This window comes from Streptomyces sp. NPDC088252, from assembly GCF_044740965.1.
Taxonomy (GTDB): domain Bacteria; phylum Actinomycetota; class Actinomycetes; order Streptomycetales; family Streptomycetaceae; genus Streptomyces.
The window spans coordinates 424,375-439,499 of sequence record NZ_JBIURS010000001.1 but is presented as its reverse complement, the minus strand read 5'-3'; the positions used below and the strand labels follow the sequence as shown (position 1 = coordinate 439,499).

Here is a 15,125-nt window from a genome sequence, read left to right as displayed (position 1 = left end):
CGGGCGCGCGCCCGGGGGTGCTGTACGAGGTCATGGGCGGGGTTCCGGTCGGGACTCCGGGGGTGCCTCGCGGGGCGCGAGGGCCTCCATCAGCCGGTGGAGACGGGGTGCGACGGCCAGCTCCTCCAGGGCGACGGGGTGGCCTTCCGCGTCGGCCACGGGCAGACGCCAGTTGGGGTACTGGTCCCAGGTTCCGGGGAGATTCTGCGGGCGGCGGTCGCCGAGCGCGTCGGGCAGCCAGACCCCGACCATGCGGGCGGGGGTGCGCAGCAGGAAGCGGTGCACGGCGCGGACGGCACCCTCCTCGTCGCCCTCCCCCTCCGGCAGCAGACCGAGCCGGGCGAGATACCCCAGCCACTCGGCGGTGTCGGTCGCGTCGGCCGTCACTTCCTCCGCGAGGCCGCCGGCGAGCAGGCCGAGGCGATGGCGCAGTCTCACGTGGTCGCCGGTCAGCCGGGCGGCGGTGGACGGCAGATCGTGTGTGGTGACGGTGGCCAGGCAGCCCTCGCGCCACTCCTCGGGAGGCAGGGGGCGCCCGGAGCCCGCCCAGTCGCGTTCGAACCAGAGCACGGAGGTGCCGAGCACGCCGCGCCGCGCCAGCGCCTCGCGCACCCCCGGTTCGACGGTGCCGAGGTCCTCCCCCATGACGACCGCGCCGGCCCGGTGCGCCTCCAGGACGAGGACGGCGAGCATCGCCTCGGCGTCGTGACCGACGTAGGTGCCCTCGGTGGGCGGACGCCCCTCGGGCACCCACCAGAGCCGGAACAGCCCCATGACGTGGTCGATGCGCAGGGCGCCCGCGTGGGCGAGGAGTCCGCGCAGCAGCCCGCGGAACGGGGCGTAGCCGGACGCGGCGAGGGCGTCGGGGCGCCAGGGCGGCAGGCCCCAGTCCTGACCGCGGGCGTTGAAGGCGTCCGGGGGTGCGCCGATGGACATGCCGTGCGCGAGGGCGTCCTGCTCGGCCCAGGCGTCGGCGCCGCCGGGGTGCACTCCGACGGCGAGGTCGTGGACGATGCCGACGGCCATTCCGGCGTCCAGGGCGGCGCGCTGGGCGGCGGCCAGCTGGCTGTCGGTCAGCCAGGCGAGCCGGCAGTGGAAGTCGACCCGGTCCATCAGCTCGCGGCGGGCGTGGGCGGTCGCCTGGGAGCGGGGGTCGCGGAGCGCGGCCGGCCAGCTGTGCCAGTCGGAGCCGTGCAGCTCCGCGAGGGCGCACCACAGGGCGTGGTCCTCCAGGGCCTGTCCCTGCTCGGCCAGGAAGTCGCAGTACGCGGCGCGGCGGCCGGGTGTGAGGGGCACGTCCACCACGAGTTCGAGGGCCTGGCGCTTGAGTTCCCAGACGGCGTCCCGGTCGATCAGGGCGCCCTTGTTCAGGACGGTGTCGCCGAGGGTCGCCGCGTCCTGCCGCAGATCGTCGAGCGCGCCCCGGTCCGGCACGTGCCCGTACTCGGGGACGGACTCGACGTGCAGATGGACGGGGTCGGGGAAGCGCCGCGACGACGGGCGGTACGGGGACGGGTCGGTGGGGTCGCCGAGCACGGCGGCGTGGAGCGGGTTGACCTGGACGAATCCGGTACCCAGGGTCCGCCCGGACCAGGCGGCGAGATCCGCGAGGTCCCCGAGGTCTCCCATGCCCCAGGAGCGGGCGGAGAGCAGGGAGTAGAGCTGGACTAGGAAACCATGGGTGCGGGCGGGCGGCTGCGGCACCCGGGTCGGGGCGACGACGAGCGTGCAGCTCGCGTCCCGGCCGTCCGGGACGCGCACGCTCAACCGGTGCACCCCGAGCGGCGGTTCGACCCACCAGGCGGGGGCCGGGGACACACCCGCACCTGCCCCGGCGCCCACGTCCGCGGCCGTGTTCCCGCCCGTGCCCATGCCCGCACCCGCGTCGACGGCGGCTCGTCCCGAAACGGCCGGTTCCGGCCGGTCGGGCCGGACACTCATCCGCGGGAGCGGGGGCGATCCGGCGTCCTCCAGTCCGATGTGCAGCACGGTGCCGGACGGCAGGGCGGTCAGGGCCCGGGGCAGCGGCTCCCCCGCCCACACCACCAGCGTCGGCGGGAGCAGCCGGGCCGCGGCCGAGGACTCGGCGGCGGCGAGTGATTCCCGTACGGCTTCGGGCGTGGCGGCGTCCACCCCGAGCGCGGCGAGCACGGCGACGACCGTGTCGTCGGCAACGGCCACCGTGGCATCGGCGGACGGGGAGTAGGAAGTGGCGACGCCGTGCAGTGCGGCGAGCCGGGACAGGCCCATTCAGACTCCTGGGGACTCCATGCCCCACGCGTTGCCGGACAAGGCCGGTTCGCTGGTCAGCGGGGCGTTGACGGCGAGAGGAGGTTCGCTGGTCAGCGGGGTGGCGTCGGCGAGCGGCGGCTCGCTGGTGAGAGGTATCGCGTCGGCGAGCGGCGGCTCGCTCGTCAGCGGGCCGGGGCCGGTCGCGGGGCCCGGGAAGGCGGCGGGCGGCGGGGCGGGAGCGGACACCTGTCGGGAGAGGGCGGAGAGCAGGAGCTGCGCGGCAGCGGGCATGGCGGCCTCCTGGCCGTGGCGGAACAGGACACAGGGCGCCTACCCGGCGGGCTCGACCGCAGACGTAGGCGTTACCACAACGAGTTCAACGTGCTCTGGGTCACATTCCGTTCCCCGGCGGCCGGTTCTCCGTAAGTTGTCCGCTCTTTTCGGCCATTCGGCGTCATCCTTGGCGTCGCCGCCGACTCCCGGTCATCCCTCACCCCATCTGCCGCATCGGGCATTTGCGGCACAACAACCACCCGCATTGACACCCTCGCGCGCGGGTGGTGGGCTCGGAGCCCGTGCGAGGGAAGCGAGGGAGAAGAGCGATGCGGCTCAGGCGCGGAAAGCAGGCAACGGCCGTCGCGGTCGCCGTACTCGGCGGTCTGCTCTCCACGGGCACCCCGGCCGCCGTCGCGGCCCCGTCGGCGCCCGGCTCCCCCACCGTCACCACGCCCGACCGCGCCGACGACGGCGCCGTGCCCCCGGTGTGGCCCCGCCCCCGGTCCATCAAGGCGTCCGGGCCGTCCGTGCCGCTCGCCGGCGAGGTCACGCTCGTGGCCGACGCGCACGTCGATCCGTACGCCGTGGACGCGTTGCGGCAGGTCCTGCGGGACGCGGGCGTACGGACCGTCCACGAGGCGTTGCCGGGCCGCGGCCCCGTCATCCGGCTCGACGGCGACGGCGCCCGGGACGCCCTGCGCACACTGCGCGCCCCCGCGCGCGGGGATCTGCCCCCCGGCGGCTACCGCCTCGCGGTCGGCCGGTTCGCGGGCCGGGACACCGTCGCCGTGGAGGGCGTCGGCGAGGACGGCCTCTTCCACGGTGTACAGACGCTGCGTCAGCTGATCCGGGACGGAGGCGTCGCCGGGGTCACCGTCAGGGACTGGCCCGGCACCGCCGTCCGCGGGATGACCGAGGGCTTCTACGGGCAGCCGTGGACCCGGGCGGAACGGCTGGCGCAGATCGGCTTCATGGGGCGTACGAAGCAGAACAGGTATCTGTACGCGGCGGGCGACGACCCGTACCGGCAGGCCCGCTGGCGCGACCCGTACCCCGCCGACCGGCGCGCCGACTTCCGGGCGCTGGCCGAGCGGGCCCGCGCCGAGCACGTGACGCTCGGCTGGGCCGTCGCCCTCGGACAGGCCATGTGCATGTCGTCCGCCTCCGACGTGAAGGCGCTGACGCGAAAGCTCGACGCGATGTGGGCACTGGGGGTGCGCGCCTTCCAGCTGCAGTTCCAGGACGTCAGCTACAGCGAGTGGCACTGCGGCGGCGACGCCGACGCCTTCGGCAGCGGCCCCGAGGCGGCGGCCCGCGCGCAGGCACGGGTGGCGAGCGAGGTGGCGCGGCATCTCGCGGACCGTCATCCGGGGGCGGAGCCGCTGTCGGTGATGCCGACGGAGTTCTACCAGGACGGGGCGACCGACTACCGCACGGCGCTGGCCGAGGAACTGGACGACCGGGTCCAGATCGCCTGGACCGGTGTCGGGGTCGTGCCGCGGACCATCACCGGCGAGGAACTGGGCGGTGCCCGTGCCGCGTTCCGGCATCCGCTGGTCACGATGGACAACTACCCGGTCAACGACTACGCGCAGGACCGCATCTTCCTCGGCCCGTACACCGGCCGCGACCCGGCGGTGGCGGCGGGTTCCGCGGCGCTGCTGGCCAACGCGATGGAGCAGTCGTCCGCGTCCCGCATTCCGCTGTTCACCGCCGCCGACTTCGCCTGGAACCCTCAGGGCTACCGGCCGCGGGAATCCTGGCAGGCGGCGATCGACGATCTGGCGGGCGGTGACGCCCGCACCGGGGACGCGCTGCGCGCGCTGGCCGGGAACAGCGCGGCGTCCGTCCTGGGCGGCGACGAGTCGGCGTATCTGCGGCCGCTGCTGGCCGCGTTCTGGAAGTCCCGTGCGACGACCGACGCCACGGCGCGGGCCGGTGCGGCGCGCGCGCTGCGCGAGGCCTTCACCGTGATGCGGGAGACCCCGCAGCGTCTGAAGGCGGTGGGCGACGGCCGCCTCGACGACGAGGTGCGGCCGTGGACGGAGCAGTTGTCCCGGTACGGCCGGGCGGGCGGACTGGCCGTCGATCTGCTGGAGGCCCAGTCGCGCGGTGACGGTGCCGCCGCCTGGCGGGCCTCGCTGGCGCTGGAGCCGGTGCGCGGGGCCACGAAGGCGAGCGGTGCGACGGTCGGCGAGGGCGTGCTGGGCCCGTTCCTGGACCGGGTGCGCAAGGAGGCGGATGCCTGGACGGGCGCGGACCGCGGCGTCGGTACGGTGACCGAGGCCCCGGGCAGCCATACGGTCCGGCTGAACCGCTCGCGCCCGGTGGAGACCGTGACGGCGATGACCGTGCCCGGCGGCTCGGTGGCCGGTGCCACGCTGGAGGCCCATGTGCCCGGCGAGGGCTGGCGCCGCCTCGGCGACCTGTCGGCGACCGGCTGGACCCAGACGCCGGCCAGGGGGCTGCGGGCCGACGCGATCCGGATCAGCTGGCCCGTGGGCGGCCCGTCCGTGCCGTCGGTGGTCACGGGCCCGAGGTCGCCGTTCGTCCCGGGCGGCCGGACGGGAACCGGCACTCCCGGCAACGCGTCGGCCCGGCCCCCGCAGGTGCGCGCGCTCGTGCCGTGGTTCGGCGACGAGCCCGCCGCCCGGCTCGACCTGGCACGCGACGAGACGGACGTCGAGATCGGTGGCGCACCGCAGCGGGTCGAGGCGCGGCTGGCCGCCCGGCGCCCCGCCGAGGTGCGCGGCGCGCTCACCGCGCGGGCGCCCGAGGGCATCGAGGTGAGCGTGCCGAAGCAGACGCGGGTGCCGCGTGGCTCCCGCACGGACGTTCCCGTCGAGATCACGGTCCCCGCGGACACCCCGGCCGGTGAGTACGAGGTGCCGTTCAGCTTCGGTGAAGAGCGCAGCACACTCACCGTCCGGGCGTACCCGCGCACGGCGGGCCCCGACCTGGTGCGCACCGCCACCGCCTCCTCGTCCGGCGACGAGACCCCGGACTTCCCGGCGTCGGCCGCCTCCGACGGTGATCCGGCGACCCGCTGGTCCTCACCGGTCGAGGACGGCGCCTGGTGGCAGGCGGAACTGCCGCGGCCGGCCCGGCTCGGCCAGGTGGTGCTGCACTGGCAGGACGCGTACGCCTCCCGCTACCGCGTCCAGGTCTCCGCGGACGGCCGCAACTGGCGCACGGCGGCGACCGTGCGCGACGGACGGGGCGGGCGCGAGTCGGTCCGGATGGACGCGAAGGACACCCGCTACCTCAGGATCCAGGGCGACGGCCGGGCCACCGAGTTCGGCTACTCCCTCTGGTCGGTCCAGGCGTACGCCGTCGCCGCGACGGAGTAACGCCCCGGCGCACGACGGAGGGCGGACCGGCGAGCGGCCTCACGCGGCGTCCGAGGCGGGGCCGCAGGGCGTCGAAAGCCCGCTCGCTGGGGCGCCGCCGGGACGGACCGCCCCGGCGGCGCCCCTCTGTCGTCCCCGAAGGCCCCGGTACGGCCCCGGGGACGACAGAGGCCCGGATCCTCAGGCTGATATGCCGTCGATCCGGGCCATGGCGTCGTCCGCGCCGAAGGGTTGCAAGTACGGCAACCAGCGCGGGTCGCGATGTCCCGTCCCGATGATGCGCCAGGCGAGGCCCGTCGGCGGGGCGGGCTGCTGGTGCAGCCGCCAGCCGAGCTCCGGCAGGTGCCGGTCCGCCTTGACGTGATTGCAGCGGCGGCAGGCCGCCACCACGTTGTCCCAGGCGTGCTGTCCGCCGCGACTGCGCGGAATGACGTGGTCGACACTGGTCGCGGTGGCACCGCAGTACATGCAGCGCCCCCCGTCCCGGGCGAACAGCGCCCTGCGGGTCAGTGGGACGGGCCCCCGGTAGGGAACCCGTACGAACCGCTTCAGGCGGACGACGCTGGGGGCCGGAACGGCCCGGGTGGCACTGTGCATGAAGGCGCCCGACTCCTCAAGACAGACGGCCTTGTTTTCGAGCACGAGGACGAGCGCGCGGCGGAGCGGTACGACGCCGAGCGGCTCGTACGACGCGTTGAGAACCAGGACATGCGGCACGGTGGATGCCTCCTTGTACGCCGGCGGCGCGTGGCTCGCGCCGGGACGATCCGATCTCAGTTTCTCCTCACGCCTGGTCGAAGCGCCACCACGTGCAGGTAACGGGCCGGGAGGATTTTTCCCCGCTCGCCGGGGCCGGCACCGTCCCTGCCCGGCGGAACAGGCGCTTCGGGGCCCAGGCCGGGGCGGCCCGGCCCGGTGTGCGATCGGCCACACGCCACCCGTACGGGCCCCGCCCCCTACCTCTTCCCCGCTCCCGTTTCACCCTTCCTGGACGTGTGTCCCCCTTGCTCACGGCAACGGAGCACTCCCGATGCCCCGTTAGTGTGGTTGGTCCGCCGTCGCCCACCTGGAGGTTCCACCGTGTCCCTGTCCGCCCTGTTGGCCGCAACTCCGTCACCCGGGGCCGGGACCTCGTTGGACGAGGCCGCCGAGCAGGCCGGCAACGCCGCGGGCTGGGTGGAGGAGAACTGGTCCACCTGGCTGAGCACCGGTCTGCGCATCGTGCTCATCGCCGCGGTCGCGGTCGTGTTGCGCATCGCGATCCGCCGTGCCCTCACCAAGCTCATCGACCGGATGAACCGCAGCGCCCAGGCGGTGGAGGGCACCGCGCTGGGCGGGCTGCTGGTCAATGCGGAACGTCGTCGTCAGCGCTCCGAGGCGATCGGTTCGGTACTCCGCTCCGTCGCGTCGTTCCTGATCCTCGGCACGGCCGCCCTGATGATCCTCGGCGCGTTCCAGATCAATCTGGCCCCGCTGCTCGCCTCCGCCGGTGTGGCCGGTGTGGCGCTCGGTTTCGGTGCCCGCAATCTGGTCACCGACTTCCTCTCCGGTGTCTTCATGATCCTGGAGGACCAGTACGGCGTGGGCGACACCGTCGACGCGGGCGTCGCCGCCGGCGAGGTCATCGAGGTCGGTCTGCGGGTCACCAAGCTGCGCGGCGACAACGGCGAGATCTGGTACGTCCGCAACGGCGAGGTGAAGCGGATCGGCAACCTCAGCCAGGGCTGGTCGACGGCGGGCGTCGATGTGACGGTGCGCCCCACGGAGGACCTCGACAAGGTCCGTACGGTCATCGACGAGGCCGCTGCGGCGATGGCCAAGGAGGACCCGTGGAACGAGCGGCTGTGGGGCCCCGTGGAGATCCTGGGCCTGGACTCCGTGCTCCTGGACTCGATGACGGTCCGGCTGACCGCGAAGACAATGCCGGGCAAGGCGCTGGGCGTGGAGCGCGAGTTGCGCTGGCGGATCAAGCGTGCCTTCGACGAGGCGGGCATCCGGATGGTCGGCGGCGTCCCGGCCCCGGCGGACGAGCCTTCGGCGGCCGATCCGACGGCCGCGATGGCGGCCCCGTCGGCGTACGCCTCGGCGACCTCCCCGCAGTCCCTGGCCGCGACTCCGATCCCCCCGCCGAACCTCTCGAAGTAGGACCGGCCGGGCCGTGCGCGTTCGGCCGGGCGAGTGAGGGGCGCCCCTCGCGCGGAGCGCCCCTCGCCCGTATGCCCGTGAGCGAGGCGGCGTGACCGCAACTCGGTTCCCCCACACCCTGCTTGGGAAGGCATCGGCAAGAACCCCCGCATTCCGTACGCGCCCCAGGTAACGCTTTGGTAGCCACCGGAGCGCTGCCCATTGACGGCCCGGTGACGTGCGCATACCGTCCTCTCACCGAATAGGAAACTTTCCTAACAGAGGGCGGGTGCAGTGCTCATGGCCGGAACCACACCGGGTACCCCTCGCGTTCTGCGCGCCATGAACGACCGGGCCGCCCTCGATCTGCTGCTGGAGCACGGGCCCCTGTCCCGGACCAGGATCGGGAAGCTGACGGGGCTCTCCAAGCCCACCGCGTCGCAGCTGCTGGCGCGACTGGAGGCGGCCGGCCTGGTCGTCGCGACCGGGACCGTGGCGGGGCGGCCGGGGCCCAATGCCCAGCTGTACGCGGTGAACGCGCGGGCCGCCCATGTCGCGGGGCTGGATGTCAGCGCCCACCGGATCGTGGCCGCCGTCGCCGATGTGACCGGAGAGACGGTCGGGGAGTTCGAGCTGCGCACCCCGGGGCGGCGCGCCGACTCCGTGGTGCGGCAGGTGGCGGACGCGCTGGACGGGGCGGTCAAGGACGCCGGGCTCACCCGCTCCGATGTGCACCGGGTCGTCATCGGCACTCCGGGCGCCTTCGACCCCGGTACCGGGCGGCTGCGCTACGCCTCGCACCTGCCCGGCTGGCACTCCCCCGCGCTGCTGAACGAGCTGGCGGCCTTCCTGCCGATGCCGGTCGAGTACGAGAACGACGTGAACCTGGTCGCGGTGGCCGAACAACGGCGCGGCGCGGCGCGCGGGCACGACGACTTCGTCCTGCTGTGGAACGAGGAGGGGCTCGGTGCCGCCCTCGTCATCAACGGGCGGCTGCACCGCGGCTTCACCGGTGGCGCCGGCGAGGTCGGTTTCCTCCCGGTGCCGGGAGCCCCGCTGGTCCGCCAGGTCACCAAGGTGAACGCGGGCGGGTTCCAGGAGCTGGCGGGCGCCCAGGTGCTGTCCCGGCTGGCCAGGGAGCTCGGCATCGACGACGAGCTGAGCCGGGCCTCGGGCACGCATCACGAGGTCGCGGCCCGGCTCGTCACCCGGGCCGCCGAGGCCGCGGAGTCGGGCGAGGACGGCCCGTACCCCCGGCTGCTGGATCTGTTCGCCACCGGACTCGCGACCGGCCTCGCCTCCATGATCGCCGTGCTGGACCCGGAACTCGTCGTGCTGTCGGGTGAGTTGCTCGCGGCCGGCGGGGAACAGCTGCGTGGGCGGGTCGAGTCGGAACTCGTCGAGCTGGCCGCCTCCCGGCCCCGGCTGATCACCGGTGAGGTGACGCACCGCCCTGTACTGCGCGGCGCGCTGGAGAGCGCGCTCGCCACCACCCGTGACGAAGTCTTCGACACGTCGCGCTGACCCCCCTTCCACCGCTTCCTTCCCTCTCGCCCTGCTCCTTCCCCACCTTCATCGGGAGACACCGCCATGTCCGGAAACCGCCGGAAGTCGGCCGCCGCGCTCGCCGCGACCGCCGCGCTATCGCTGTTCGCCTCCGCCTGTACAGGTCAGAGCAACTCCGGTGCCAATGATGACGCGTCCAAGGAGACGACCATCAATTTCTGGCACGGCTGGAGTGCCCCGAACGAGGTCGCGGGAATCAAGGCCACGGTCGACGCCTTCACCGAGGCGCACCCCAACATCCATGTGAAGATCGTCGGAAACATGACCGACGACAAGATCAACCAGGCACTGCGGGCGGGCGGTTCGAACGCCCCGGACGTCGTCTCGTCGTTCACCACGAACAATGTCGGCAAGTTCTGCTCGTCGAAGGCGTTCGTCGATCTGAACCCCTTCCTGAAGAAGGACGGGATCGACCCGGACAAGACCTTCCCGAAGGCGATGAACGAGTACACGCAGTTCGACGGGGTGCGCTGCACCGTGCCGTTGCTCGGTGACGCGTACGGCCTCTATTACAACAAGGACGCGTTCGAGGCCGCCGGCATCAGCGGTCCGCCGAAGACCTGGTCGGAGTTCGCCAGGGACGCCAAGAAGCTGACGAAGACCAAGGGCGACTCGTACGAGCAGCTCGGCTTCATGCCGAACTACCACGGCTACGAGTCGACGACCGAGCACTACCTCGGCAGCTGGGACCCGAAGTACTTCGACGCGGACGGCAAGTCGAACATCACCGAGGACCCGGCGTTCGCCACCATGCTCGCCGCCCAGAAGAAGCTGGTCGACGACCTGGGCGGCTACGAGAAGCTGGAGACCTACCGCACGGCGTTCGGTGACGAGTGGGGCGCCAAGCACCCGTTCCACACCGGCCAGGTGGCCATGCAGCTGGACGGCGAGTGGCGGCTCGGGATGGCCGAGGAGACCAAGCCGAAGTTCGAGATCGGGGTCGCCCCGATGCCCGTCGCCGACGACCAGGCCGACACCTACGGCAAGGGTTATCTGACCGGCACCATCGCCGGCATCGCCACCACCTCGCAGAAGCAGAACGCGGCGTGGGAGCTGGTGAAGTTCATGACGACCGACACCGACGCGGTGGTCGGCTTCGCCAACGCCATTCACAATGTGCCGTCCACGCTGGAGGCGTTGAAGTCGCCGAAGCTGAAGTACGACCCGCGGTTCAAGACGTTCCTGGACATCGCCGCGGACCCGAACAGCACCACCACCCCGCCCTCGGTGAACGGCGGCGCGTACCTGGTGTCCCTGCAGAACCTCGGATTCGACATCGAGAAGGGCAAGCAGACGGACATCAAGGCGGGTCTGGAGAAGACCGCCAAGGAAATCGACGCGGCCATCGCCCAGGCGAAGTAGACCAGCGATGAGCACATACACACTCCGCTCGAAGCGCCGCCGGTCGGCGCTGCGGACGGCGGCCTTCATGTCGCCGTGGCTGATCGGGTTCGGCGTCTTCTTCGCCTACCCGCTGATCTCCACGCTCTATTTCTCCTTCACCAGCTACGACGGTTTCGCGGCCCCTGAATTCAGCGGGCTGAAGAACTGGTCGTTCGTCTTCAACGACTATCCGCTGTTCTGGCCCGCCCTGCGCAACACGCTCTGGCTGGTCGTGGTCATGGTGACCTGCCGGGTGGTGTTCGGCCTCGGTGTCGGGCTGCTGATCACCAGGATCAAGACGGGTACCGGGGTCTTCCGCACCCTGTTCTACCTGCCGTATCTCGCCCCGCCGGTCGCGGCGACCCTCGGCTTCGTCTTCCTGCTCAACCCGGGAACGGGGCCGGTCAATTCGATCCTCGGCGATCTGGGGCTGCCCACGCCGGGCTGGTTCACCGACGCCACCTGGTCCAAGCCGGCGCTGACCGCGCTCGCGGTGTGGGGCGTGGGGGACCTGATGGTGATCTTCATGGCCGCGCTGCTGGACGTACCGAAGGAGCAGTACGAGGCGGCGGAGCTGGACGGGGCGTCCTCGTTCCAGCGGTTCCGCTTCGTCACCCTGCCGAACATCTCGCCGATCGTGATGTTCGCCGTGGTCACCGGGATCATCCAGACGATGCAGTACTACACCCAGCCACTCGTGGCGGGGAAGGTCGCCTCGGGTGTGATGGGCGGATCCGGGCAGCAGTTCGAGCCGGGTTACCCCGACAAGTCGACACTGACGCTTCCGCAGCTCGTCTACAACCTCGGCTTCCAGCGCTTCGACTACGGCTCCGCCTGCGTGGTCGCGCTCGTTCTCTTCGTACTCGCCATGGCGTTCACCGCACTGCTGATGCGGCGCCGCAGCGGGCTGATCCAGGCAGGTGAGTGACGTGGCGCAGGCTCTCGACACCCTGAAGGCGGCCGACCCGGCGACCGAACCGGCCACCCCGGCCGAGCGCACGGCACGCCGCAAGGCGCTGCTGAACTGGATCGCCGTGCACGCGCTCGGCGTCGCCGCCGCACTCTTCTTCGTGCTGCCGTTCGTCTTCCTGCTGCTCACCTCGCTGATGAGCGACCAGCAGGCGCTGACCCGCGATCTGTGGCCGCACCCCTTCGAGTGGAGCAACTACAAGAAGGTGTTCGACACTCCGGGCTTTCTGACCTGGTGGAAGAACACCCTGCTGTACGCGGGGCTCGGCACGGTGCTCACCGTCGTGTCGTCGCTGCCCGTGGCGTACGCGCTGGCCAAGTTCCGCTTCCGGGGGCGGCATCTGTCGCTGATGCTCGTCATCTCGATGATGATGCTGCCGCCGCAGGTCGTCGTCATCCCGATGTATCTGTTCTGGGCGAAGCAGCTGGACATGTCCGGCACGCTCTGGCCGCTGATCATCCCGATGGCCTTCGGCGACGCGTTCTCCATCTTCCTGCTGCGGCAGTTCCTGCTGACCATCCCGAACGAGTACCTCGACGCGGCGAAGGTCGACGGCTGCGGTGAGTTCCGCACGCTGATGAAGGTCGTCGTGCCGATGGCCAGGCCGGGCATCGCCGCTGTCGCCCTCTTCCAGTTCTTCTACGCCTGGAACGACTACTTCGGCCCACAGATCTACGCCTCCGAGAACCCGGCCGCCTGGACGCTCAGTTACGGCCTGGAATCCTTCAAGGGCGCACACCACACCGACTGGAACCTGACCATGGCCGCGACCGTACTGGTCATGGCCCCCGTGATCCTCGTCTTCTTCTTCGCCCAGAAGGCTTTCGTCGAGGGCGTCACACTGACCGGAGTAAAGGGCTGACCTATGAAGCTCGCAGTAGTTGGTGGCGGGTCCACCTACACACCTGAACTGATCGACGGCTTCGCCCGGCTGCGGGACACGCTGCCGATCGAGGAGCTCGTGCTCGTCGATCCGGCGGCCGACCGCCTCGAACTCGTCGGCGGCCTCGCCCGGCGGATCTTCGCCAAGCAGGGCCACCCGGGGCGGATCGTCACCACCTCGGACCTCGACGCGGGCGTCGCCGACGCCGACGCCGTCCTGCTCCAGCTGCGCGTCGGCGGCCAGGCCGCCCGCAACCAGGACGAGACCTGGCCGCTGGAGTGCGGCTGCGTCGGCCAGGAGACCACCGGGGCCGGCGGCCTCGCCAAGGCGCTGCGCACCGTCCCGGTCGTCCTGGACATCGCCGAGCGGGTCCGCCGCACCAATCCGAACGCCTGGATCATCGACTTCACCAACCCGGTCGGCATCGTCACCCGGGCGCTGCTCCAGGCCGGGCACAAGACCGTCGGCCTGTGCAACGTGGCGATCGGCTTCCAGCGGAAGTTCGCCCGGCTCCTCGACGTCACGCCCGCCGAGGTGCATCTCGACCACGTCGGGCTCAACCATCTGACCTGGGAGCTCGGTGTCCGCCTCGGCGGCCCGGACGGCGAGAACGTCCTGCCGAGGCTGCTCGCCGAGCACGGCGACACCATCGCGGGCGATCTGCGCATGCCGCGCGCGATCGTCGACCGGCTCGGCGTCGTCCCCTCGTACTACCTGCGCTACTTCTACGCGCACGACGAGGTCGTACGGGAGCTCGGCACCAAGCCGTCCCGGGCGGCCGAGGTGGCCGCGATGGAGAAGGAACTCCTCGCCATGTACGGCGACCCGGCGCTGGACGAGAAGCCCGCGCTGCTCGCCAAGCGCGGCGGCGCCTTCTACTCGGAGGCGGCCGTCGACCTGGCGTCCTCACTGCTCGGCTCGGGCGGCAGCCCGGTGCAGGTGGTCAACACGTACAACAAGGGGACGCTGCCCTTCCTGCCGGACGACGCCGTGATCGAGGTGCAGGCCCGGGTCGACGGGACGGGTGCCACGCCGCTCGCCGTGCCGGAGCTGGACCCGCTGTACGCCGGCCTGATCGCCAACGTGACGGCGTACGAGGACCTCGCCCTGGAGGCGGCGCTGCGTGGAGGAAGGGACCGGGTGTTCAAGGCACTGCTCGCGCACCCGCTGATCGGTCAGTTCGAGTACGCCGAGGCGCTCACGGACAAGCTCGTCGCGCACAACCGGGAGCACCTGGCGTGGGCGTGAACGCTTCGGTCCTCGCGATCGATGCGGGGAACAGCAAGACCGATGTGGCCCTGATCGGTGCGGACGGAACGATTCTGTCGACGGGACGCGGCGGTGGCTTCCAGCCGCCGGCCGTCGGGATCGAGGCGGCCGTCGACGTTCTCGGCGCGGCCGTCGGGCAGGCGCTGGAGCTGTCCGGCGTGCCGGCCGGTGCCGTCACACATGTGTCGGCCTGTCTCGCCAACGCCGACCTCCCGGTGGAGGAGGAGCAGTTGGCCCGGGCGCTGGCCGCGCGTGGCTGGGGTGCCACGGTCGAGGTACGCAACGACACCTTCGCGATCCTGCGCGCGGGGGTGGACGAGCCCCGGGGGGTGGCCGTGGTCTGCGGCGCGGGGATCAACTGTGTCGGCATGGTGCCGGACGGGCGGACCGCGCGCTTCCCGGCCATCGGCCGGATATCCGGTGACTGGGGCGGCGGTGCGGGGCTGGCCGAGGAGGCGATGTGGTTCGCCGCGCGGGCCGAGGACGGCCGCGGTGAGCCGACCGAGCTGGCCCGGACGCTGCCCGGACACTTCGGTCTCGGCTCGATGTACGCGCTGATCGAGGCGCTGCATCTGGGGCATGTCGAGTTCGAACGGCGGCACGAGCTGGCTCCGGTGCTCTTCGCGACCTCGGCGGCCGGTGACCCGGTGGCGGGCGCGCTGGTGGACCGGCTGGCGCAGGAGGTCGTCGCGATGGCGTCGGTCGCGCTGGGCAGGCTCGGTCTGCTGGACGAGGAGGCGCCGGTGGTGCTGGGCGGCGGGGTGCTGGCGGCCCGTCACCCGCAGCTGGACGACCGGATCGCCGAACTCCTCGCGGTACGTGCCCCGAAGGCGGTGATCCGGGTGGTGACGGAGCCACCGGTGCTCGGGGCCGCGCTGCTCGGCCTGGACCACACCGGGGCGGGCGCCTCGGTGCACGAGAGGCTGCGTGCGCAGTACGGCTGATCCGGTCCGTCTCCGCCCAGGGGCGTGGGGGGGGGCCCCCGCCCCGCCCCCCCCCGGGGGGGGGCCCGAAACCGCCCCCCCGGGGCCCCCCCACCCCCCGCCGGGTAAATCTGGGGAACAAAATGGGG

General features: G+C 72.2%; 11 protein-coding genes. 8 read left to right on the top strand and 3 right to left on the bottom strand.

Going from position 1 to position 15,125, the window contains the following annotated elements:
- Positions 1-30: 30 nt before the first annotated feature.
- Together malQ and ACIOHC_RS01915 are read right to left on the bottom strand one after the other, a co-directional pair.
- On the bottom strand, positions 31-2,250 hold the full coding sequence (gene malQ / locus ACIOHC_RS01920) for a 4-alpha-glucanotransferase (protein WP_401840949.1): 2,220 nt from the start codon (positions 2,248-2,250) through the stop codon (positions 31-33).
- Positions 2,251-2,523: a hypothetical protein gene (locus ACIOHC_RS01915; RefSeq protein WP_351078302.1), complete on the bottom strand. Its 273-nt coding sequence runs from the start codon at positions 2,521-2,523 to the stop codon at positions 2,251-2,253.
- Positions 2,524-2,834: 311 nt separating this feature from the next.
- Here ACIOHC_RS01915 and ACIOHC_RS01910 point away from each other — a divergent pair, with 311 nt between their 5' ends.
- A complete protein-coding gene (locus tag ACIOHC_RS01910; protein ID WP_401840947.1) occupies positions 2,835-5,858 on the top strand; it encodes a beta-N-acetylglucosaminidase domain-containing protein in 3,024 nt (1,007 codons plus the stop codon).
- 180 nt (positions 5,859-6,038) lie between these two features.
- Here the strand turns inward: ACIOHC_RS01910 and ACIOHC_RS01905 are convergent, their stop codons facing one another.
- The gene (locus ACIOHC_RS01905; protein ID WP_351087030.1) at positions 6,039-6,575 is read right to left on the bottom strand and encodes an HNH endonuclease; all 537 of its coding nucleotides are present in this window, start codon (positions 6,573-6,575) and stop codon (positions 6,039-6,041) included.
- A 363-nt stretch (positions 6,576-6,938) separates the two neighbouring features.
- Here ACIOHC_RS01905 and ACIOHC_RS01900 point away from each other — a divergent pair, with 363 nt between their 5' ends.
- The 7 genes from ACIOHC_RS01900 (at position 6,939) to ACIOHC_RS01870 (ending at position 14,997) form a co-directional block, all read left to right on the top strand.
- Positions 6,939-8,003, top strand: a complete 1,065-nt coding sequence (locus tag ACIOHC_RS01900; protein ID WP_351087032.1) for a mechanosensitive ion channel family protein — start codon at positions 6,939-6,941, stop codon at positions 8,001-8,003.
- A 279-nt stretch (positions 8,004-8,282) separates the two neighbouring features.
- Complete coding sequence (locus ACIOHC_RS01895) at positions 8,283-9,506, top strand: ROK family transcriptional regulator (protein ID WP_351087034.1); 1,224 nt, start codon at positions 8,283-8,285, stop codon at positions 9,504-9,506.
- A gap of 66 nt (positions 9,507-9,572) precedes the next feature.
- Complete coding sequence (locus tag ACIOHC_RS01890; protein WP_401840944.1) at positions 9,573-10,910, top strand: ABC transporter substrate-binding protein; 1,338 nt, start codon at positions 9,573-9,575, stop codon at positions 10,908-10,910.
- A gap of 7 nt (positions 10,911-10,917) precedes the next feature.
- Positions 10,918-11,859, top strand: coding sequence for a sugar ABC transporter permease (locus ACIOHC_RS01885; RefSeq protein WP_351087038.1), 942 nt, complete (start codon positions 10,918-10,920; stop codon positions 11,857-11,859).
- A gap of 1 nt (position 11,860) precedes the next feature.
- Entirely contained in the window at positions 11,861-12,763 is a 903-nt protein-coding gene (locus tag ACIOHC_RS01880; protein ID WP_351087040.1) for a carbohydrate ABC transporter permease, read from the top strand.
- Between the two features lie 3 nt (positions 12,764-12,766).
- Entirely contained in the window at positions 12,767-14,032 is a 1,266-nt protein-coding gene (locus ACIOHC_RS01875; protein ID WP_401840942.1) for a 6-phospho-beta-glucosidase, read from the top strand.
- A complete protein-coding gene (locus ACIOHC_RS01870) occupies positions 14,023-14,997 on the top strand; it encodes a BadF/BadG/BcrA/BcrD ATPase family protein (RefSeq protein ID WP_351087044.1) in 975 nt (324 codons plus the stop codon). Before ACIOHC_RS01875 ends, ACIOHC_RS01870 begins: the two co-directional genes overlap by 10 nt.
- The last annotated feature ends 128 nt before the right edge of the window (positions 14,998-15,125 follow it).

What these genes read in the sequence shown, in the direction of transcription:
- malQ (WP_401840949.1), bottom strand. Translation starts at nt 2,250, where the DNA reads ATGGGCCTGTCCCGGCTCGCCGCACTGCACGGCGTCGCCACTTCCTAC.
- ACIOHC_RS01915 (WP_351078302.1), bottom strand. Translation starts at nt 2,523, where the DNA reads ATGCCCGCTGCCGCGCAGCTCCTGCTCTCCGCCCTCTCCCGACAGGTG.
- ACIOHC_RS01910 (WP_401840947.1), top strand. Translation starts at nt 2,835, where the DNA reads ATGCGGCTCAGGCGCGGAAAGCAGGCAACGGCCGTCGCGGTCGCCGTA.
- ACIOHC_RS01895 (WP_351087034.1), top strand. Translation starts at nt 8,283, where the DNA reads ATGGCCGGAACCACACCGGGTACCCCTCGCGTTCTGCGCGCCATGAAC.
- ACIOHC_RS01890 (WP_401840944.1), top strand. Translation starts at nt 9,573, where the DNA reads ATGTCCGGAAACCGCCGGAAGTCGGCCGCCGCGCTCGCCGCGACCGCC.
- ACIOHC_RS01885 (WP_351087038.1), top strand. Translation starts at nt 10,918, where the DNA reads ATGAGCACATACACACTCCGCTCGAAGCGCCGCCGGTCGGCGCTGCGG.
- ACIOHC_RS01875 (WP_401840942.1), top strand. Translation starts at nt 12,767, where the DNA reads ATGAAGCTCGCAGTAGTTGGTGGCGGGTCCACCTACACACCTGAACTG.